Annotated in this window: 20 protein-coding genes; 6 read left to right on the plus strand and 14 right to left on the minus strand. The window is 66.8% G+C overall.

What is annotated here, in order from left to right; genetic code table 11:
* Nucleotides 1–11: 11 nt before the first annotated feature.
* Entirely contained in the window at nt 12–2,321 is a 2,310-nt protein-coding gene (locus K7G82_RS06300) for a TonB-dependent receptor (protein WP_222988970.1), read from the minus strand.
* A 287-nt stretch (nt 2,322–2,608) separates the two neighbouring features.
* On the opposite strand from K7G82_RS06300, the gene K7G82_RS06305 reads away from it, so the two are divergent.
* Both K7G82_RS06305 and K7G82_RS06310 read left to right on the plus strand, forming a co-directional pair.
* Nucleotides 2,609–2,914: an ArsR/SmtB family transcription factor gene (locus K7G82_RS06305; protein WP_222988971.1), complete on the plus strand. Its 306-nt coding sequence runs from the start codon at nt 2,609–2,611 to the stop codon at nt 2,912–2,914.
* The gene (locus tag K7G82_RS06310) at nt 2,911–3,303 is read left to right on the plus strand and encodes a VOC family protein (protein WP_222988972.1); all 393 of its coding nucleotides are present in this window, start codon (nt 2,911–2,913) and stop codon (nt 3,301–3,303) included. The genes K7G82_RS06305 and K7G82_RS06310 overlap by 4 nt, the downstream gene beginning before the upstream one ends.
* 62 nt (nt 3,304–3,365) lie before the next feature.
* Here the strand turns inward: K7G82_RS06310 and K7G82_RS06315 are convergent, their stop codons facing one another.
* Entirely contained in the window at nt 3,366–4,376 is a 1,011-nt protein-coding gene (locus tag K7G82_RS06315) for a hypothetical protein (RefSeq protein WP_222988973.1), read from the minus strand.
* Nucleotides 4,377–4,525: 149 nt separating this feature from the next.
* Between K7G82_RS06315 and K7G82_RS06320 the strand changes: the two genes are divergently transcribed.
* Nucleotides 4,526–4,909, plus strand: coding sequence for a VOC family protein (locus K7G82_RS06320; protein WP_222988974.1), 384 nt, complete (start codon nt 4,526–4,528; stop codon nt 4,907–4,909).
* Nucleotides 4,910–4,923: 14 nt separating this feature from the next.
* Here the strand turns inward: K7G82_RS06320 and K7G82_RS06325 are convergent, their stop codons facing one another.
* From K7G82_RS06325 to K7G82_RS06335, 3 genes are read right to left on the minus strand one after another with little or no spacing between them, the layout of a single operon-like run.
* Nucleotides 4,924–5,535, minus strand: coding sequence for an ATP-dependent Clp protease proteolytic subunit (locus K7G82_RS06325; protein ID WP_222988975.1), 612 nt, complete (start codon nt 5,533–5,535; stop codon nt 4,924–4,926).
* A 46-nt stretch (nt 5,536–5,581) separates the two neighbouring features.
* Nucleotides 5,582–5,980 carry an SRPBCC family protein gene (locus K7G82_RS06330; RefSeq protein WP_222988976.1) on the minus strand — a complete coding sequence of 133 codons (399 nt, stop codon included), beginning with the start codon at nt 5,978–5,980 and terminating at the stop codon, nt 5,582–5,584.
* Nucleotides 5,980–6,291: an ArsR/SmtB family transcription factor gene (locus K7G82_RS06335; protein WP_222988977.1), complete on the minus strand. Its 312-nt coding sequence runs from the start codon at nt 6,289–6,291 to the stop codon at nt 5,980–5,982. The genes K7G82_RS06330 and K7G82_RS06335 overlap by 1 nt, the downstream gene beginning before the upstream one ends.
* A gap of 104 nt (nt 6,292–6,395) precedes the next feature.
* Between K7G82_RS06335 and K7G82_RS06340 the strand changes: the two genes are divergently transcribed.
* On the plus strand, nt 6,396–6,608 hold the full coding sequence (locus K7G82_RS06340; RefSeq protein ID WP_222988978.1) for a DUF4287 domain-containing protein: 213 nt from the start codon (nt 6,396–6,398) through the stop codon (nt 6,606–6,608).
* Nucleotides 6,609–6,852: 244 nt separating this feature from the next.
* On the opposite strand, the gene K7G82_RS06345 is transcribed toward K7G82_RS06340, so the two are convergent.
* Together K7G82_RS06345 and K7G82_RS06350 are read right to left on the minus strand one after the other, a co-directional pair.
* Nucleotides 6,853–7,494, minus strand: a complete 642-nt coding sequence (locus K7G82_RS06345) for a GNAT family N-acetyltransferase (RefSeq protein ID WP_222988979.1) — start codon at nt 7,492–7,494, stop codon at nt 6,853–6,855.
* Between the two features lie 77 nt (nt 7,495–7,571).
* Nucleotides 7,572–8,159, minus strand: coding sequence for a TetR/AcrR family transcriptional regulator (locus K7G82_RS06350; protein WP_222988980.1), 588 nt, complete (start codon nt 8,157–8,159; stop codon nt 7,572–7,574).
* 55 nt (nt 8,160–8,214) lie between these two features.
* On the opposite strand from K7G82_RS06350, the gene K7G82_RS06355 reads away from it, so the two are divergent.
* The gene (locus K7G82_RS06355; protein WP_222988981.1) at nt 8,215–9,507 is read left to right on the plus strand and encodes an MFS transporter; all 1,293 of its coding nucleotides are present in this window, start codon (nt 8,215–8,217) and stop codon (nt 9,505–9,507) included.
* A gap of 19 nt (nt 9,508–9,526) precedes the next feature.
* Here the strand turns inward: K7G82_RS06355 and K7G82_RS06360 are convergent, their stop codons facing one another.
* From K7G82_RS06360 to K7G82_RS06370, 3 genes are all read right to left on the minus strand, one after another.
* Nucleotides 9,527–12,004, minus strand: a complete 2,478-nt coding sequence (locus tag K7G82_RS06360) for a TonB-dependent receptor (protein ID WP_222988982.1) — start codon at nt 12,002–12,004, stop codon at nt 9,527–9,529.
* 99 nt (nt 12,005–12,103) lie between these two features.
* Nucleotides 12,104–13,207 carry a FecR family protein gene (locus K7G82_RS06365; protein ID WP_222988983.1) on the minus strand — a complete coding sequence of 368 codons (1,104 nt, stop codon included), beginning with the start codon at nt 13,205–13,207 and terminating at the stop codon, nt 12,104–12,106.
* Nucleotides 13,204–13,746, minus strand: coding sequence for an RNA polymerase sigma factor (locus tag K7G82_RS06370; RefSeq protein WP_222988984.1), 543 nt, complete (start codon nt 13,744–13,746; stop codon nt 13,204–13,206). The genes K7G82_RS06365 and K7G82_RS06370 overlap by 4 nt, the downstream gene beginning before the upstream one ends.
* 129 nt (nt 13,747–13,875) lie before the next feature.
* On the opposite strand from K7G82_RS06370, the gene K7G82_RS06375 reads away from it, so the two are divergent.
* Nucleotides 13,876–14,430, plus strand: a complete 555-nt coding sequence (locus K7G82_RS06375; protein ID WP_222988985.1) for a putative immunity protein — start codon at nt 13,876–13,878, stop codon at nt 14,428–14,430.
* Between the two features lie 100 nt (nt 14,431–14,530).
* Here K7G82_RS06375 and K7G82_RS06380 read toward each other — a convergent pair whose 3' ends face one another.
* From K7G82_RS06380 to K7G82_RS06395, 4 genes are all read right to left on the minus strand, one after another.
* Nucleotides 14,531–14,998 (minus strand): GNAT family N-acetyltransferase, encoded by a 468-nt coding sequence (locus tag K7G82_RS06380; protein ID WP_343228534.1) that lies wholly within the window; start codon nt 14,996–14,998, stop codon nt 14,531–14,533.
* 283 nt (nt 14,999–15,281) lie between these two features.
* Entirely contained in the window at nt 15,282–17,081 is a 1,800-nt protein-coding gene (locus K7G82_RS06385) for a M61 metallopeptidase family protein (protein WP_246623305.1), read from the minus strand.
* 33 nt (nt 17,082–17,114) lie between these two features.
* Entirely contained in the window at nt 17,115–19,391 is a 2,277-nt protein-coding gene (locus tag K7G82_RS06390) for a TonB-dependent receptor (protein ID WP_222988986.1), read from the minus strand.
* A 252-nt stretch (nt 19,392–19,643) separates the two neighbouring features.
* Nucleotides 19,644–20,813: a pyridoxal phosphate-dependent aminotransferase gene (locus K7G82_RS06395; protein WP_246623306.1), complete on the minus strand. Its 1,170-nt coding sequence runs from the start codon at nt 20,811–20,813 to the stop codon at nt 19,644–19,646.
* Nucleotides 20,814–20,815: the final 2 nt, after the last annotated feature.

Below are 20,815 nucleotides of genomic sequence, written 5' to 3' on the forward strand. Positions count from 1 at the left end.
CACTATCGATCTCAAAAGCTCGATCGCAGACGGACGCCCAGCGTGCGCGGTGTGCCGATCGACCAGGTCCGCCCGTCCGATCCGAAATAGCGCGTCTGGTTGGTGCCGTAGATCGGCAGGACGTTCGCGATATTGTCGGCGAAGACGGCGACTTCCCAGCCCTGGTTCGCGACGCCGATCTGCGCGTTGATCAGCGTATAGTCCCTGAGCGAGGTGATCCGGTCCGGCCCCGCGCCCGGCGGGCCGAACTGGGTCTGGCGGCGATCGGTGAAGGAAAGATCGCTGCGGACGACCAGATCCCAGTCGCCCGACAGTGGCGTGCGATAATCCTGCTGCACCGCGAAGGTCCAGGCGGGCACGAACTGGAGCTGTTCGCCGACATCGCCGCCGCTGAACGGATCGCCCTTGTCCAGCCGTGCATCGGTATAGCCGATGCTCATCGACACGCTCAGCTCTCGCGTCGGCGCCAGCCGCGCTTCGAGCTCGAAGCCCTTGCTGGTCGCGCGGCCGGCATTGACGTCGAAGATGCTGGCGCAGGTCGGCAGCACCAGGCTCTGCTGGATGTCGCGATATTTGATGACGAAGCCGGTCAGGCTGGCGGAGAAGCGGCCGTCGCGGCTCGACTGGCGGATGCCCGCTTCATAGCTGTCGAGCTTTTCGGCCTTGGTGAAGGGCGGGATCGTCGCGGGATCGATGCCGAGCGCTTCGAAATCGGGGCCGCACACCGGCCCCGGCAGCACGCGGCCGACGCCCGGCCGGAAACCGCCGGCATAGCGGGCATAGGCGAAGGTCGTCGGCGCGATCTTGTAGGATGCGCTGGCGGAGAAAAGCGCGCCGCTGTCCTTCGCAGTCGCATCCACGCCGACGGGGAAGAGCGATCCCGGCGTGTCGACGATATGGCGGGGATTCTTGCGGTCGTAATAACGAACGCCCGCCTTCACCTCCGCACGCTCGTCGGCGGATTGCCAGCGGAGGTTGGCGAAGCCCGCCAGTTCCTCCACCTTTTCGCGGCCGGTGAAGCCCGCATCGACCAGCGCATCGGGATCGCCACCCATCGCCTCGCTATATTCGGGGATCGGCGCGTCGAAGCCCAGCCGCTGGTAACTGCGCGTGGTGCTGCGAAGATAGAATGCGCCGGCGAGCAGTTGGACGGGAAAATCCCAGTCCGATGCGAAGCGGATTTCCTGGGTGAACTGGCGGAGCGTGTTCCCCGTCAGGTTCGGCGACAGCAGAGCCGTGTTGGGATTCTCGAGGAAGGATCCGTTCACGTCCGGATCGAAGCCCGGATAGGCGAAACCGGTGATCGCGGGATCGAGATTGTAGATGTCGCGAACGTCGAGCCGGCGGCGGATCTTCTGGTGGACATAGCCGGTGGCGGAGGTGAGCGTGCCGATGCCGACATCCAGATTGGCGGTGAGGTTGGCGATCCAGGCCTTGTCCGATCCGGATTCGGGGAAGAAGCGGCTGGTGAGCCGCGCGCGCGGGGAGCCTTCGGTCAGCCGGTCGTTGAGATCGGATTCCGAATGCGCGCCGTTCTTGCGCTGATTGTACAGTGCGGAGGCGCGGATCTCGAGCGTGTCGGACGGGGTCCACAGCGCCGCGATGCGGCCGGTGAAACGCTCGGTGTCGTTGACGTTGCGGCGGATCGTGCCGTCATAGGGATCGACATTGTCGATAAAGCCGCCGCGCCGGTCATATGCCGCACTGGCGCGCACCGCCGCGTCGCTTCCCAATGGCAGGTTGATCACGCCGGTCGCGCCATAGTTGCGCGCGCCACCGGAAATGGTGGAGCCGCTGAGTTCGGCCCGCCCGCTGACGCCCGAGGGATCGGGCCGCGCCTCGACATAGCGGATCAGGCCGCCAGCCGCCGATGCGCCGTAGAGATCGCCCTGCGGCCCCTTCAGCACCTCCACCCGCTCCAGATCGTAGAGCTGGGGATCGACCGAATTGGGGATCAGGATATCGTCGAGATAGGTGACGACGGTGGGCTGGGTGCCGCCCGAGGGGGCGACGCCGCGCAGCACGATGTTGCGATCGCCGATCCCGGTTTCAGGCGCGATCGAGAGCGACGGCACGAGACGGACGATATCCTGAAGCGAGCGCAGCGACCGCGATTCCAGCGCATCGCCGCCGATCGCCTGGACGCTTGCCGCAATCGTGCGCAGCGGTTCGGCGCGCTTCTGCGCGGTGACGACGATCTCTCCGGGAATGTCATCGCTCGCGCTGTCCTGCGCGGCTTCCTGCCCCGCCCATGCCGGCGCCACCGCCAGCACAGACAGCGCCGCGCCCGCGCACAAGAGATGCATTTTCCGAATCGCCATGGCTCCACCCTTTCGATGTTATCGATTTATAGAGACTGACTAGTCGGTTTTCTAATAGGGCGCAAGCGGGTGTATGAGTGAGAGCCCCCACGCCCCCCCCACCCGTTTGCTTCGAGCAAAGTCGAGAAGCCCTTTCGAGCGAAGCCGAGAAACGGCGCGCCCCCTTCTCGACTACGGTTCTCGGCAAGCTCGAACCTGCGCTCGAAGCGAACGGAGGACGGAGGACGGAGGACGGAGGCGATCAGCCTGTCATTGACATGCAATAATATCATTGCATATTCTCCGGCATGACCGAGGACGAACTCGATCGCGTCTTCAAGGCGCTTGGCGATCCGACCCGGCGGCGGATCGTCGATCGGTTGCGCGAGCGGCCGGACCAGTCGCTGTTCGAGATCTGCGCCCTGTCGTTCGCCGAAAGCGGCACCGCCCTTTCGCGCCAGGCGATCACCCAGCATCTTGATACGCTGGAAAAGGCGGGGATCGTCCGCATCCGATGGTCGGGGCGGACCAAGCTCCATTCGCTCGATCCCGGCCCGCTGCGCGCGGCCGCCGAACTATGGCTTCGCAAACATCTTGATGGAGAGGACCGATGAGGATCTATGTGACGAGCGTGCTGGTCGACGACCAGGCCAGGGCGCTGGATTTCTACACGAACAAGCTGGGCTTCGTGGTGAAGCACGATATCCCGATGGGCGCGCATCGCTGGCTGACGCTGGTTTCGCCGGAGAATCCGGACGGCACCGAGCTGCTTCTGGAACCGAGCGAACATCCTGCCGCAAAGCCCTGGAAAACCGCGCTTGTCGAAGATGGTATCCCCGCGACATCGTTCATGGTCGACGATCTCAATGCCGAATATGCGCGACTGGTCTCGCTGGGCGTTTCGTTCACGCGCGAGCCGATCGATGCCGGCACCGTCTGGATGGCGGTGCTCGACGACACCTGCGGCAATCTGATCCAGCTCATCCAGATGAAGGGGAGTTGATCGGCGCGATCAGCGCGTTCCGCTCTGGTTTTTCGCGGTCGCATTTTCCGAGCCGTTGACCGCTAACGGTCAACTTGAAAATGCTCCATCCGCCATTTGAGCAGCCGCACGAACGGATCCGGATCGTCGAGCCGGAACGCGACGGCGCTGACCGGTCCACGCCGCCCCGGGATCGGGCGACGGAGCCGGAGCAGGATATTGGGCCAGGCGAGCAGCGCGGCATTGAGCGTTTCGGGCGCGTTGACGTCGCTGCCGGCAAAACCGGTTTCGATCGCCGCGATCGCATCGAGCGGGATCGCCTGGTCGATCGCGAGCCCGGCCCGCACCCGCACCCCCTCCCCCGTCATCAGCACCGGCTGGATGCGGAACGATTTGATCAGCGCGATCAGATAGACCAGCCCGGCACCGCTGAGCGCCGAGACGATGAGGGCGGCTCTGGGGCTCCACAGCCCCAGCAGCAGATGGCAGACGCCAAGCTCGATCAGCGACAGCACGAGCATGGTCGCGCACATCGGCGCCAGATGCCTGTGATAGGCGAAGGCGCGGCTGCCCGACGGCACATCGGCCGGCCCGCCCCAGCGGACCAGCGAGAGATAGGTGATGGAGAGCGTGGCGGCTGCGGCGCGCACGACCGGAACAGGCAGGAATGCCGAAGCGGCGGCGGTCCATCGCATGCCCGGCGCCGCGTGCGTGCGCCGGAATATCCGACGCGCCCGTGCCGTCGCCCAGGCGATATGCGCAAGCACCATGGCGATCATGGCGATGGCGATGGCCGGCATCGCCAGCAGCGCCTGCCGAAGCGCCGGGGGTGAACCCAGCCAGACGATCAGACTGGCGGCGGCAAGCACGGCGGGGACCGCATGCCAGCCGGGATTGCGGCCGGGCGCTCGCGCGATCGCCGCCAGCATCAGCGTATCGCACGCCGCCCAAAGGAACAGCAGCAGCGCGGTGCGGGGATAGGCGGCGGCAAGCGGCGTTCGCACCGCCAATATGGCCAGCGCGACGATGGCGACCGGGGCTGCCCGCATCACGAGCCCCCCGCGCGTGGAAATGTGACGTGCCTGCGCGTTCATTCGAGACTCCACCCATGGCGAAGATCCGCCCTCCATAGCGATGTCCCGCCGGACAGGCCAGTCGCGGCGCGGCGCCGCGATATATATTTGTTCTTGATATGTTCACATCGAAACCCTAGCCTCCGTCGATCGAAAGGATGGAGGGGACGATGGGCAGCTATGCCACGGTCGGCGCGGTCGATGCCGATGCGTCGAATGTTTTCTACGATGCGGCGCTGGCGGAGATCGGCTGGAGCAGCCATGCCGCCTTCCCCGGCTGGCGCGCCTATTCGGAAGGTGGGACGGGCGATGGTTTCGTGCTGTGGGTCTGCCAGCCCTTTGACGGCGAGGCGGCGACGCCCGGCAATGGCGCGATGATCGGCTTCATGGCCGGATCCCCGGCAGAGGTGGACGCCTTTTACAGCACGGCGATCGCCAATGGCGGCAGCGATGACGGCGCGCCTGGCCCGCGCCCGCATTATGGGCCCAACTGGTATGCGGCCTATCTGCGCGATCCGAGCGGCAACAAGATCGCCGTGGTCCATAACGGATAAGGCGACGGCCGATCTCAGTTTTCCGCCGCGATCTCGCGTTCGCTGATGATGCGATCGATCAGGCCCCAGTCCAGCGCTTCCTCCGCGGTCATGAAGCGATCGCGTTCCATGGCGTGCTCGAATTCGTCATAGCTGCGCCCGCAATGCTCGGCGTAAAGCCGGGTCATGCGGTGCCGGGTCCGCCTGATCTCCTCGGCATGGATCAGCATGTCGGACGCCTGCCCCTGGAAGCCCCCGGATGGCTGGTGGATGAGGATGCTGGCATTGGGCAGCGCCACGCGTTCGCCGGGCTGCCCCGCCATCAGCAGGAACGATCCCATCGATCGCGCCGTGCCCATGCAGAGCGTATGCACCGGCGCGCGCACGTAACGCATGGTATCGTACATGGCGAGGCCGCTGGTGATCACCCCGCCGGGCGAGTTGATGTAGAGCTGGATCGGCTTTTTGGGGTTTTCCGCTTCCAGGAACAGCAATTGCGCGCAGACGAGCGCGGACATGGTGTCGTTCACCTCTCCGTTCAGGAAAATGATCCGCTCGCGCAGCAGCCGCGAATAGATGTCGAAGGATCGTTCGCCGCGACTGGACTGTTCGACGACCATGGGGACGAGTTGCATCGCTTCGCGCATGCGCGAATTCCTTTCTTTCCGAAATGGACTGGTCCGGGCCGAAGCGTCAGGCGGCGCGCATCATGCAGGCGGAACACATCATGCAGGCGCCGTCATTGCTCGCGCTTGGCGGATCGCGGCGGAGCCGCCTGTCCGTCACGCCATGAACGATGCTGAGCCGGGTGCCGCCGATCGCATTGGGCATGATCCGGAACGTCACCTCGCTTTCGAGGAAAGGCGGTTCATGCTCCCGCATGCGATAGCGCACTTCCTCGCCGGGCGAAGACGAAAGGGGCTCGGCTCCGGCAAGATCGCCCCTGGGCAGCCACCTGTCGCGAAAGGCCGGCTGGCTGATCGCGCGCCAGACCTTTTCGGGCGGCGCATCGAGATCATAGTCGAACACCAGCGGGCCCGCCCGCTCATGTTTCCGCGCCCGGTGTTTCGGCTCGCCGTCCGCCTTGCTCATCAGTCCATATCCTCCAGCACGGTTTTCAGGGCATCGATGCGCGCTGGCCAATAATCGCGATATTTCGCCAGCCATCGGGCGACCAGCGCCAGCCCGTCGGGATCGATCCTGTAATTGACGAAACGTCCCTGCCGTTCCTCCCGCACCAGCCGCGCGCGGCGCAGCACCGCCAGATGCTGCGACATCGCCGGCTGGCTGATCGCCATGCCCTGCCGCAGCGCGCTGGCGTTCATGGCGCCGGCCGCCAGCTTCCGGAAAATGGCATGGCGCGTCGGATCCGCCAGCGCCCTGAAGATCTCGGTCTCGATCATGCCAATACATAAGTACATACTTATATGATTCGCAAGCGCCCAATTGCCTACCCGCACGCCGCGAAGAGCTTGACCGTAACGCCCGCGCGTCTTCAAATGGTGAAATGACCAACGAACCGATCAAGGGCCCCGCGTCCTATTTCCCGTCCATCGAGAAGAAATATGGCCGGCCGATCGCCGAATGGACGGCGCTGGTGCAAGGCCGGTTGCCGGCGAAGCATATGGAGCTTGTCGCCATGCTCAAGCAGGAGCACGGTATGGGCCACGGCCATGCCAATGCGATCGTCGCTTATGTGCTGGCGCAGGACAAGGCATAGGCTGGCGGACGCGCCGACGGGATGACGCACCGAAGCCCTGCCGCATCGATGCTTCCCGTGCCGACATTGGCCGGTTGCGAAGCGCCGCCCGCCGCCCCGCCCCGGAACACCCAACGCGAGATGGCCGAACCGGACAAGAGGTGTCGCTGCCCTCCGGCCCGGACGCCCATGTCACAGGCATCATGTCGTCCGCGCCGTCCCATCCGCCATATCCGCGCATGCGGAAACCAATGATCGGCCCGCGTCATCCCCCGGGGATCGATGCGGTAAGATAGGTGGACAGTGTCCGCCACCCCATGGTCAGGTAAAGCGCGCGGCCGTCCGCCGTGGCGACGAGCAGTTCGGGCGCCTCCGGATTCCGTTTCGCGCCGCGCAGCGCCGCCATGACGGCATTGCCCACGCCCTTGCGGCGATGATCGGGCGCGGTCATGATCCGGTCGTAGACGAATGCCCGATCGGTCTCCGCCGCATAACCGCTGGCGACCTGCTCCCCATCTTCCAAGCTGACCCGCACCGCGACCACCGCGCCGTCGCGTTCGGTGCTGACGACATATCCGGGCGCGATCGGCCGTTCCGCCTGTTCACGGCCGGTTGCGATCATGAAATAGGCCGGATCGTGGATCCGCCAGCGCCGTGGCAGCGCCTTGCGAAACGCCTCCGCGCTGCCACACATCTTCAGGGCGTGGCGGGGTTCCTCGATCCTGCGCGCAAGCTCGGCAAGCCCTGGGCAGATATCGGGAAACACCCAGCGCTTCACCTCCGCTTCCGAATTGGTATCGACACGGTAGCCGCCATGATCGGCGACGGGCGCCGGCAGCCCGCGCGCGACCGACCGCGCGGCCAGCCAGGCATGCAGCATCGCAGGATCGATCGCCGTGCCGCCCATGGGCTCTGTTCCCTCTCCCCCTGCCGCCGGTTCATAATCCTTTCACCACGGGATCGGACAGATGAAAAAGCGCGACGTCAGGATTTCGCGCGCACCACTCCGGCAACGGTGATCGCGAGGCCGCGCCGCGCCTCGGCATCGAGATTGACGGTCTTGTAGATCTGGTGGGACAGCCGGCCGAGCACATAGGTGTGGATGAGCAGCGCGGCTTCGGCCGGATCGGCGCCGTTCACCAGTTCCACCTTGCCCGCGCCATGAAGATCTTCGACGATCTCGCGGATGCGCGTTCCCCACAGCTCGGTATTGGCGATCAGCGCGGCACGCACCGCATCGTTGGATGCGCCGATCGTCACCGCCTCCATCTCCAGCCGGCTGTCGACATAGCTGAGGCCGCGCAGCATCAGATCGAAGATCACATCTTCCAGTTCGGCCAGCGACGACGCGTTGATCGCGCGATAGGTGTCGCCGCGCTGGCCGATCAGCGCCAGCATGATCGCCTCCTTGCTCGGGAAATGCGTGTAGAGCGCGCCCTTGCTGATTCCGGCCTCCGCGCAGATATCGTCGACCGAGGCCCCGCCAAAGCCCTGTTTCTCGAACTGGCGCATCGCCGCGTCGACGATATGCTGGCGCCGCTGGAGCATCGTTTTCTCGTCGAGTTTCGGCATGGCAGTCCCCGTTCGTTCGATTGCCGGGGTATAAGGAACCGACTAGTCCGTCTCAATGGCTTGTTTGCCCCCTGCCCTGCCCGCCGCTCCGCCTTTCGGCGATGCGCCACCGCCCGCCGGTGCGGTGATCCGTCTGGTGCTGCTCTGCACGGTGCTGGCATCGGCCTGGGCCGCGCGATCGGTGTTCAATCCGCTCCAGGAGCTGGCCAGGGGCGACCTCTCGCTCGACGACGTCCGCATCGGTCTTGTCCAGGGGGCTGCCATGTCGATCCCGTCCGCGCTGCTCGCGATCGGGCTCGGCCGGCTGATCGACACGCGAAACCGCGTCCATATCCTGATCGTGCTCGCGCTGCTGACCATGCTGGGATCGTCTGCGACGGGGCTCTCCACATCGTTCGAGACGCTGTTCGCCGCGCGTGCGCTCGCCGGGCTTGGGCTGCTCCAGGAAACGGTGGTGATCTCACTCGTCGCGGATCTGTTTCCACCCGAACGGCGTGGCCGCGCCAACATCCTGATCGTGGTCGGCGAATATGCAGGATCGGCGCTGGGCTTCGCGCTGGCGGGTTGGCTGATGCCGCTGGCCGGCGCGATCTGGAGCGGCGATCCGGGCGATGGCGGGTGGCGCGCCGTCCAGATCGGCTTCGGCCTGCTCGGCCTGTCGACCGCCATTCCGCTGGTCTGGCTGCGCGAGCCGGCGCGGCACGAATGCGGTGCGGCGGCGGGCGCGGGTTTTGGCGAAAGCTGGTCGGCGCTGATGCGGATGGGCGCGCTGCTATGGCCGCTGCTGATCGCGCAGATTGCGATGATCGCAGCCAACAATGCGGCATCGGTCTGGTCGGTCTCCGTCTTTGTCCGCGATTTCGGGCTGACGCCCGCTCATGGCGGCAAACTGGCCGCCGGCGCGATGTTCGTGCCGCCGCTGCTGGGCGCGGCGATCGCGGGCGTGATGGCGGACCGGCTGCGCATCCGCGGCGGCGGGGCCGTGTTTGTCGCCGTCATCGCGGCGGCGGCGGCGATCCCCGCCGCGCTGTTTCCGCTCGCCGCGACACCGACGCTGTCCGCCATGCTGCTCGCGCTGCTGATGATGGCGCATGCCGCCGCCGGGCTGGGTGGCGCGACGCTGGGCGTGCTCGCCATTCCCAACGAGTTGCGTGGCCTGTGGTTCGGCATATCCAACGCGCTGACCGCGCTGATCAGCTTCGCGCTGACGCCGGTGCTGATCGGCTGGCTGGGTGAAAGCGCGGGCGGCGCGCATGCGCTGGCGACCGTGCTGGCGATGGTCCTGCTCGTCGCCGGCACGGTCGCGCTCGGTGGATTTGCGCTGGCGTGGCGGGCGCTGCGCGGATGAACGCGCGGCGCGGGCCCGCTCAGAACGCCAGATCCACCGCCAGGCCGATGGTCCGCGGCTGGGTCGGCACCACCAGGATATGCGACGGCTGGCCGAATGCGTCGGTGGACAGCCCGCGCGAGACCGCGCCGCCGCTGTCGGTGACGTTGCGGGCATAGGCGCGCACAGTCCAGCGATCGTCGATGGTGAGCGCCGCGTTGAGGTCGAGCGCCGAGTAGCTTCGGATCGGCAGCGTCAGCGGGCTGCTCGCCACATCGGACAGGCGGTTGCCGGTATGGCGCAGGCCCGCGCCAAGCCGGATGCCGACCGTGTCGGTAACCGCGGTGCTGTAATCGGCGGTGAGCGATCCGCTCCATTTGGGAATGCTCGGCAACCGGTCTCCATCCAGTCCGCCCGTGCCCGCCGGCATATCGGCGGCCAGCCTGGCATCGGTATAGGCGCCGCTGGCGCCCAGCCGGAGCCCTTCGACCGGCTGCCAGGTGATCGCCGCCTCGACGCCCTGGCTGCGCGCCGAACCGGCATTGGCGAGAGCGGACGCGCCATTGACGACGACGCCGATCTGAATGTCCTTCCAGTCCATGTAGAAGGCGGCGAGATCGATCGTCACCCTGCGATCGAACAGCATCGACTTGAAGCCGAGCTCGTAATTGACCAGCGAATCCGAACCCACCATCGGCGGCACGCCGGGCAAGGTCAGGTTGGGTCCGCCGGGGCGATAGCCGCTTGCCACGCGGGCATAGATCATCGAATCGTCACCGACATGGAAGCGCGGGCTGACGCTGTACGTCACCACATCCTCCGAAGACCGGCCGGGGACCTCCCCGGGCGGCAACAGGAAGCCCGCGCTGATCTGGCTGAAACGCTGGCGGTTCTTCGCCCAGCGCAGCCCGCCCGTAACGTCGAACCGGTCGCTGAAGCGATAGGTGGCGTTCCCGAACACCGCATATTCGCGATAGGTGCTCGGCAGCGATCCGACAACGAAGGGATCGAGCCCGGCGATCGGCGCGCCGCCGAAATCATATGCGTTGACGAGCTGGTCGTTGCCACTCTTCTCATAGGTGTAAAACAGGCCGAGCTGCCATTCGAACCGCCCGCGCGACGGCGAGGTCAGGCGGACCTCCTGCGTCACCTTTTTCAGGTCGAGGTTGAGCGTCGCGGGTGACAGTCCGGCATCGGGCGCACCGAACAGCGGGAATACCGCGCCATAGATGCGGCTGACATCCTGCACCTGCATCGTCCTGGTCCGGCTGTAGGTGGACGCCGAGGTGAGTTGCGCGAACCCCAGATCGTAATCGAGCGTCGCCGCGTAATAATGGAGCTTCTTGCGAAAGGGCTGTTCGAGATAATAGAAGCTCGACATGCCGTCGCCGATCCGCGCACCGGTCGCCAGATCCTCGATGATCCGTGCGGTGTCCGCGGCGTCGATCGTCTGCCACAATCCCGACAGCCGCACACTGAAATCCTCGGTCGCCTGCCAGAGCAGACTGATCCGCGCCCCTTCCTGGCGATAGTCGTTCACGTCGCGCTTGCCGGTCTGGACATTGTCCACATAGCCGGGGGACTTGCGGTAGGCGTAGCTTGCCGCCAGCCCGAGCTTGCCGGGAACGAGCGGAATGTTGACCCGGGCCTGGCCGGCATAGCCCATGTCCTCGCCATGCCGGATGCCGAATATCTCGGCGCCCGCCTTGCCCGAGAAATCGTCCAGGTCGGGCGCGATCGTCACATATTTGAGCAGGCCGCCGATCGAGCTGGCGCCGTAGAGGGTCCCCTGCGGCCCGCGCAGGATTTCCACGCGTTCGATATCATAGGGCAGCAGGTCGAGCGTGAAACTGGGGCTGCGGGCGTAGAGCGAGCTCGATCCGACCGGCGCATCGTCGAGATAGGTGCCGACGGTGGTGCTCGCGCCGATCGGCGCGATGCCGCGCAGCGACAGGGTCGACTGGCCTGGCGTGCCGCCGCTGTCGACCTGGAGGCCCGCCACATACGGCCCGAAATCGGTCAACTGGCTGGCACCGGTCTGGCGCAGCTTCTCGCCGCCGACGACGCTGATCGAGATCGGCACGTCCTGCAGATTCTCCTCACGCTTCTGTGCGGTCACGACGATATCAGCGCTCTCGATCTCCGCCGCGGCGCTTCCGGCGCCGCTTTCCCCCGGCGCCGCGCCGCCCCCCTGGATCAGATACGCGCCTTGCGGCGTGCGGCGCACGCCGAGCGCGGTGCCCTGCAGCGCGATCGTCAGCGCCTGCTGGGCGGTATAGCTGCCGCGCAGCGCGGGCGCGCGCTTGCCGCGGACATCGGCAGGCGCGAAGATCACTTCGGCATCGGTCTGGCGGCCGATCTGCGTCAGGGTCGCCGACAGCGTTTGCGCCGGAATGTCGAGCTGGGGGGCGGCGACGGTCTGCGCGGCGGCAGCGTCGGCGACAGTGGCGCAGATCATCGCCACGCCCAGCCACAGGCTTGCGCGCAACGAACCGCGCTTCGAAACGGAACCGGTCATGTCTTCCCCCCTCGGGCTCTCCGGCGTCCGTTGTTTTCGACGCCTCGGATCCCAGAACGCGGGCTCGGGAAAAACCCGCACCGGCCGTCGCGAATTATTTCATTTCGGCGTCGCGCCGTCATTGGGGCCGGCCGCGACCAGCTCGATCCGGTTGTCCGGCAGGTCACGGGCGCGCACCGGCAGCAGTTCTCCGACGATCGCGGCGAAACGCTCGGGATCGCCGGTGCGGAACACGCCGCTGACCCGCAGCTTTCCGGTCGCGCCGTCATGGATCACGAGCTGGCGCCCCGAATAGCGGTTGATCTCGCGCACGGCGGCGTCGAGCGGCATGTCGTCGAACTCGACGAACCCGTCACGCCAGCGAAGCTGCTGATCGACATCGACCCGGCCAAGCTTTTGCGGCGCGCCAAGCATCGCCACCAGTTCCTCGCCCGGCGCCAGCACCGTCGGCACGATCACAGCACCCTGCCGCCCGGCTGCGCCGTCGAGCCCGTCGACCACCACCTTGCCCTCGACCAGCGTGACCTTCATGCGATCCGAATCCAGACGAACCTGGAATATCGTGCCCAGCGCGGTCACCTGCCGGTCACCCGCCTGCACAACGAACGGCCGCGCCTTGTTCCTGGCGACTTCGAACAGCGCCTGACCGCGCAGCAGCGTCACCAGCCTGCGGTCGGCGGTATAGCCGATGCGGATGGCGCTGTCGGTGTTAAGCGTGACGGCGCTGCCATCCGCCAGCTTGACGAGGCGTTTCTCCCCCCTGGCCGTCGCGAAATCGCCGCGATCAGGCAAGGCCACCGCCGGAACCGGAGCCGGCGGCGCCTGCCCCGCCGCGACGCTGGCCGGGCGATCGCCGCCCCAGTCCGGCAGGCCGTTCACCCCCAATCCGATGGCGACGAGCAGCGACGCCGCGATGCCGACGCCCATGCCCAGCCACAAGCCGCGGCGGGGCTCCGGCCCGGCGGACAGTGCCGCCGCGCGCAACGCATCCAGATGCGGATCGCCATCCGCATCGTCGAACAGCGACCAGGCGCGCCGCGCCTGTTCGAAGGCATCGGCATTGGCGCGGGATTCAGCGAGCCATGCATCGAACTCGGCCTGATCGCGATCGTCGAGCCTGCCCGCGTCCATGCGCGTCAGCCAGTGCGAGGCGGCTTCTTCGGTCGACAGACCGATCGGCAGCGATTTGCGGAGCGCGATCATTCCGCGCCGGTCCGTTGCGTGAGATGGGTGATGGCGCGCTGCATATGTTTTTCCACCGCGCTCACCGAAATGCCCAGCCGCACCGCGATATCCTGATATTTCATGCCTTCCAGCCGCCGCAGCACAAAGATCACCCGTGTCCGTTCCGGCAGTTCCAGCAGCACCGCGGTCGCACGCGCCAACCGTTCCCGCCCCAGCAGAACGTGCTCCGGCGAAAAATCCACATCGGCATGGCGATCGGTATCGAAGGGTTCGTGCGCGTCGGCATGACGCGTCACGCGCTTGCGCAGCCGATCCTTGAGCACGCTGCTGGCTGTTTCGAAGACATAGGCGTGCAGATTTTCGCGTTCGAGCGCCGATGTGCCGCCGCGCCGGATCAGCCGCACGAACACTTCCTGCACCATATCCTCGACATCGGCGGGATCGCGCATGCGGCGCCCGAAATAGCGCAGCAGCGAGCCGCGAAAACCGTGGCTCAGCCGCTCCAGCGCCGCCTTGTCGTCATCGCCGAAGCCCATCGCTTCGGATTGTCCGCCCATATCGCACTCCCTCGCGCGCGAGGGTGCGCCTGGCGTCGGCGGCGCGCAAGCCGCCTCCGTCCTGCATCCGAGCCCCCTTTGCGATCAGGCCGGATCGGTGCAGAAACCGTCTCGTTCCAGGAGGATCAGATGACGGGCATGGCCGAAACGTTCGTTCTGGAGATGGAGGATCTGCGCGCCGCGACCGCATATGCCGCAGCATGCGCCGGCGATGTGCTGGCGATCTTCGAAAACGCCCGGCCGGACGATCCGCGCCCGCGCGAAGCGATCGACGTGGCGCTCGCCTTCGCGGCAGGCGGCAAGCGCGTAAAGGCCCTGCGCGATACCGCCTGGGCGGCGATGCGGGCCGCGCAGGACGCCGGGGACGGCGCCCCCGGACAGGCCGCGCGATCCGCCATGTCCGCCGCCTCCGCCGCCTGGCTTCATCCGCTCCCCAAGGCCACGCAGGTCAGGCATATCCTGGGCGCGGCGGCACATGGCGCGCATGCCGCCGAACTGGCGGCGGGCGATCCGGATACCGGCGCCGATCATATCGAACGCGCGGTGCTGAACGCGCCTTCGACGGTCGTCCGGCTGCTGCGTCGCTATCCGCCTCCACCGCCCGGCGGCGGGCGGGTCGGCGCATTGCTCCGCCTGCTGGACCGCCGGCTTCGCGACACCCATATTGAAAAGGATCAAGCCTGAAGCGAGCAGCGTGAAATCCGGATCGCACAGCCCACTCTAAATATTTGTTATCTTACCCTTTTTATATCCCGTGCGGAGCGGATATTTTCCGCACGATGCTCTAATCCGCCGCACAACGCCAGCAGATCAGCGGGCCGTCCTCCTCGTCCACCCGCTCGCCGACCCGGACAAAGCCGTTGCGTTCCAGCACCGCCTGCGATGCGCGATTGTCGATGCCGGTTTCGGCGGTCAGCGCCGACACATCGGCCCTGCCCCGCGCCCAGGTGACGATCTCGCCGATCGCGGCGCTCGCCAGCCCGCGCCGCTGCCGGCTGGGCGCGATGCCGTAACCGATATCGACGATGCCGCTTTCGGGCGGCCGGGTGATCGAGCACAGCCCCGCCACTTCGCCGTCCGCGACGATCAGCCAGGATGCGGGCGCGAACCTCTCGCCGACCTGCGCGGCGACCCCGGCCAGCATCGCGATCACCGCGTCGGGTGCGATCGCGCTATCGGGCAAGGCAAGGCCGCGTGGTCCGCGCCCGGCCAGCAATGCCGCATAGTCGTCCGCCATGGTTTCAACGATCACGCATTTCTCCACTCGTCATGCCCGCGACCTTCCGGCGCGACCCTGCTCCGCCTATATCCCGCGCAGAGCGAACGAAAGAGGGATGCGCCATGCCGGCCGCGCTTTTCCCGGTGTCGATACCGGTCCGGAGTCGGCGCAAAGCCCGCTCAACCCGTCGACCTGGAGCAACGTCGCGCCTGTCGAGACGCGACCGTCGAGAATCCGGCTGCGGAAAAGGGGTTCTCGCCTTCGGCTCCCGGCACGTTCGAACCTGCGCTCGAAGCAAACGGACAGTGCCGCCGCCCTACAGCGCGCAGGCCTGTCCATCCGTGCCCGGCACGCGTTCCCATTGATAGGCGTCGACCGTCTCGCCGCGCGGCAGATAGGTGATCGGGACGATCTTGCCGTCGCGGCGGATGCGCAGGCGCAACATCTCCGCTTGCTCGCCCTGGATGCCGTCCTGCGGTACCGGATCGACGATCTCGTCGCCGTCGCGCAGCCCCGCCCGCGCGGCGGCCGATCCGGGCACCAGCCCTTCGACGATGCGCTGCGGCCGGGCGAGCACATCGGTGGCGAAGCCCAGTTCGTAACGGCGCAGCGCTTTCGTGGTGCGGCGGAAACAGGGGCCGAACGCGTCGGACGCCGGCACCGGCATGCGGCCGTCCAGGAAGGCGCGGAAGTCCGCGACCGCCGCCTGCCCCAGATGCCCGGCAAGCAACGCCTCCCAATCGGCGTTGGTGGTCGCCTTGCCCGCCTTCTCGATCGCCAGCATGGCGAGCATCAGCGTGTCGAGACTGGTCCTGCCGCCGCTCGCCTTGCGCAAGGCATCGTCGACGGTGACGAAATAGAGCATGCCCCGGTCATAGGGCAGAGTGCGGATGCGCGTATCCGCCCAGAAACGCAGCGGCACCTGGGCATTGGGCGCGGTCGCCATGCTGCTGGTATAGTAGCGCGCCGCCGTCCAGTTGATGTCGGCCAGATAATCCTCCGCGCTCAGCATGCCGAAGCGGAAGGGCAGCCGCGCCTGGTAGAAGGTCGCCAGCCCCTCGCCGAACCATGAGGATTCCAGCCCCGCCGGCTGCGAGATGAACGGCTGGAAGGTGTGGAACATCTCGTGCGCCAGGGTCAGGCGGATCTTCGCGACATCGCCGCCGCGCCCCGCGCCGAAGGTGGTGACAAACGATCGGTGAAGGCCGACGCCGCCGCCCGCATTGATCGGGTTATGGCGCAGGAACACGCCATAGGGCTGCCCGCCCGCCTGCCCGAAGAAGCGCGCATAATGATCGTAAAGCCTGCCCGTCCAGCCGAGCAGCGCCGCCGCGTCGAAGCCGGGCGCACCTTGCCACGCCCCGAAAAAGCCCGCCGAAGGGCTTTGTCCCTTCGGCGGCCAGGTGCCGATCCGTCCGCCCATGAAGAAGCTCATGCGCAATTCGGCGCCGTTTAGCGGTTCGGCGGCGGTGACCGTCCCCTCCCCCAGCGAGCTGACGCCCCGGCTGCCCTTGGGCGCGCGCGACAGATCCCAGCCGAATGTCGCGCGATAGCGATGATCGCCCGGCGGCAGCAGCAGGAAGACATGGCCCGCCGCCGAAACCCCGCCGCCATCGGCGGAAAAGGCGAAGGGCGGCGCGGGTCCGCGCGGCGGCAGGGTCGCATGGGCGGGCAAGTCGTAGATCACGGTCACCGGCCCGCGCACCGCGCGATCGACGATCCATTCGCGCGAAGGGCCACCGCCCACCGCATCGCGCATGCCGGTTTCGGGCAAGTCCACATCGCGGGCGCTCAGCCGCAGCGGCCCGGCGGCATCGCGCGCCGAGAGCCCGGCGATCACCGTGGCGACGGTGTCGACATTGCTCGCGACCTTGGGCAGGCGGAGCAGCACGCCGCCCGGCCCGGTGGCGATGCCGTCCAGCCGCAGCGTCACCCGCACGGTCTCGATCCGCGCCGGCGCCTTGCGTGCCGCAAGCGGAGCCAGCGTCAGCGACAGCGCGGGTTCCGCCTGCACGGGTGCGGCGAGGAGCGGCGCCGAGGCCAGGCCCGTGATGATCAATGCCAGCCGCATCGCGCCGCTCCGATCCTTCGCCAGATTGAACCTTCCGTTCGTCATCCCGGCGAAAGCCGGGATGACGAACAAGGACTTTTAGAACGACCGCGCCAGCGTCACACCGAAGGTGCGCGGCTGGATGAACAATGCGGTCGGCACGTTCACGCCGTTGCGATTGTCCGCCGCCGTCACGCCGCGCTTGTCGAACAGGTTACGGACGAACAGGTTGACGCTCCAGTCCCGATCGTAGGTCAGACCGCCACGGAGATCGACGCTGGTATATTCGGGCAGCAGGATGCGCGGGCGGGTGGCATTGGCGGCGTTGGTGACAAAGGTGCCGGCACGATCGCCGACATAGATCACCGTGAAGCCGAGATTGCCTTCCAGCGTCTCGGTCAGCGCGAAGCTCTGCTGCGCCGTGATGTTGGCGGTGACCTTGGCCGCGAAGGGCAGCCGATCGCCCGCCAGCCCCTTGAGGCCGGTGGCACCGGCCAGCGTCGGCAGATCCTGCGTCAGCGTCGCATCGGTGAAGGTCAGGTTGGTATCGATGCTCATCCCCGCCCAGGGCGTCAGGTTCGCCGCGAATTCCAGGCCGCGGCTGCGCGCCTTGCCGCCGTTCGTCAGGAAGGTGAGCGAGCTCACCGAATCCGTGCCCTGGAGCTGGATGTTCTTCCAGTCGATCTGGAACAGCGAGGCGTCGATCGTGAGCAGGCCGGGAACGACCTTGCCCTTGAAGCCCAGTTCATAGTTGAGCACGCGATCCGGGCCGAACGAGCCGTCCACCGAGGGCGGCGCCGCGATGTTCGGGCCGCCGGGGCGATAGCCGGTGGCGATGCGCGCATAGGCGATGATGTCGCGCGAGAAGTGATAATTGGGGGAGATCAGCCAGGTGAAGGCGCTGTCCTTCGAATCGCCGATCGTGGTGCCCGATCCGAACACCGGCGCCACCGTCGCGGACGTGTTGAGCGTCGATTCATTATGCTGCTTGTTGCGCGAATAGCGGCCGCCCACCTGGATATCGAGCTTGTCGGTGGCGTGCCATGTCAGGTCCGCGAACCCCGCATATTCACGATAGCTGCCTGGGCCTTCGCCGATATAGGGCCGGGCGTCGAGGCTGCCCGAGGCGATCAGGGTCTGATCGGTCGCGGCATGCTCGATGGTGTAGAAGCCGCCGGCCAGCCAGCTGAAGCTGGTGCCGATATCGCCGCTGAAGCGCAGTTCCTGCGAGAATTTATGCGTACGGTCCGAATTGGCGATCTGCACCGTCGGCGCGGTCGCCAGGCCGTAGAGCGAGCGCAGCAGGCCGCCGAACACGGCGCTGACATCGCTGGTGATGACGTTGTCCGCGCGGCTCCACGCGCTGATCGAGGTGATGTTGACGCCGCCCAGGTCGAGCTCGGCGCGCGCCGTGTAGAGCTGGAACTTCGCCTTGTTGATCGAATCAAGCGCGTTGAGCGTCAGATCGCCATAGACCGGATCGAAGGTGGTGACGGCGGTCGCGCGGTTGGGCGATGTGGTGAGCGTGCAGGCCGCGCAGATCGGCACGCCGCCCGAGGTGATCGCCAGATCGCTGTTCATCGCGTCCTGCTTCTGGCGGAGCGCCGAGAGCACGATACGGAGATTGTCGGCCGGCTTGATCAGCGCCGCGCCACGGAAACCCCAGACTTCGCGGGTGTTGACGTTCTTCGCCTTCAGCGCCTTGGGATTGATATTGTCGAGCCATGCCGCATCGTCGCGCTTGAAGGCGCTGCCGGCGACGGCCAGCCAGTCGGTGATCGGCACATTGACCGATCCGCGCAGCGCATAGCCGGTGTCGCCGTGCGAGACGGCGGTGCCGCCCAGTTCGATCCGGCCGGAGAATTCGCGCGTATCGGGTTCCTTCAGCACATATTTGATCAGGCCGCCCAGGCTGGACGCGCCGTAAAGCGTGCCCTGCGGGCCGCGCAGCACTTCGACCCGGCTGACCGCGCTGGCGTCGAAATCGGGGAGCGGCGGCTGGCCGGTGCCGGTGGTGCCGCCGAACTGGACATCATCGACCAGCAGCGCAACCGTGGGCGAGGTGGCGCCGCCGGTGGTGACGCCGCGCAGCGCGATCGAGGACACGCGCTGGCCCGAATATTGGAGGCCGGGCACGCGATCGAAGAATTCGGAGAGGCGGTTGATGTTCTGCGTCGTCAGCGTCTCCGCCGAAATCGCGCTGATCGCGACCGGCACGTCGAGCAGACGTTCGGCGCGCTTCTGCGCGGTGACGATGATCTCGCCGGACTCGACGGCTTCATTTGTCGCCTCCGCGTCCTGCGCCATCGCCGGCATCGACATCGCCAGGGCGAGGGCCGCCGCCGACATCGTGATCGCAAGTTTCCGGTTCTTCATTCTTCTGGCCTCCACTGAATCTTCCTGGGCGGACGATCCCCCGACGGGGAACCGGCCATCCGGTTCGGCCTCTTGTTTCCAGCCCTTCGGGAAGTGCAGTGCCGCTCTCCCCGGCGGGCCTCCCTTGTTCGAGGCCGGGCGAATTTTACGGGCGCGCCGCCGCCATATTTATTCGGAATCGGGGTCCGCGCCCCGCTTCGCGCATAAGTTTTCGCGGATCGCGCGCCGGATCGATCAAGATTTCCCGCATCGTCACCCGCCCAGCGCCGGCTGCGCCGCGCGGACATAGGCGCGCAGCCCCTCTTCCAGCCCCGCAAGCCCGGCATCGAGGCGATCGTCTTCCTGGCAGAAACCGATGCGGATCCGGCCCGGCGCGCCGAAATATTCGCCCGGCGCCACGATCACCCCCGAACGCGCGATCAGCCATTCGGAAAAGGCCCGGCTGTCGGCGATGCCCGGCAATGACGGGAAACAGATACAGCCGTCATCGGGCAATTCGCCGCCCATCAGCCCTTCGGCCACCATGGTTTCGAACCAGGCCTGGAAACGCGGACGGCAGCGCGCAACGACGCGACGCGAATGTTCCTCGAAGGATCCGGCATTGGCCATGACGTGCGCGGCAACCGCGTGCGACAATGTCGAAATGCCGAATTCGATCTGGCCGTTCAATCGGCTCAGCCGCTCGATCACGGCGGGGGCACCGACGATCCAGCCGCAGCGCAGCACGCCGAGCCCATAGATCTTGGTCAGGCTCGACAGGCTGACGACCGCCGGGGACAGCGCCGCCGCGGCGGCGGGGCGCCGGTCCTTCGGCGCATAATCGCCATAGACCTCGTCGACGACGAGCAGGAAACCGCGCCGCTCGGCGAGATCCGCCAGCGCCCGCAATACCGGCTGTGGCGTCGCCATGCCCGACGGATTGTGCAGGTCGGACAGCACGACCAGCCGGGTGTTGGGGCGCAGCTTCGCCTCCACCTCCGCGACGTCGACAAGGAACCGGTCGCCATGGCGACGGAACGCCTCGACCGCCGCGCCCGACGCTTCGGCGAGATGGGCGAACAGGTCGAAACCCGGGGTTTCGATCAGCACATGATCGCCGGCGCGCACATAGGCGCGATAGATGAGCGAGAGGCCGCCGGTGGCGCCTGTGGTGCAGAGCAACTGATCGCGGCCGACGCCGTAACGCCTGGCCAGCATGTCGAGAACGAACGGATTGCCGTCGCCAAAGGCGCTCACATAATAGCTCGAGAAACGCGGCTCGGCGGTTTCGAGAACAATCTGGCGGAGCAGTTCGCGCGGTTCGGGCACCGAGCTTTCGAACAGGCTGACAGCCTGCCCGTCCCTTGCGCGGGCCACGGCAAGCGCGCCGCGCACCCATCGTGCATAGCTTTCACCCTCTGGCATCGGCGGCGTGGCCGGCATTT

The organism is Sphingomonas colocasiae (assembly GCF_019880585.1).
GTDB classification, from domain to species: domain Bacteria; phylum Pseudomonadota; class Alphaproteobacteria; order Sphingomonadales; family Sphingomonadaceae; genus Sphingobium_A; species Sphingobium_A colocasiae.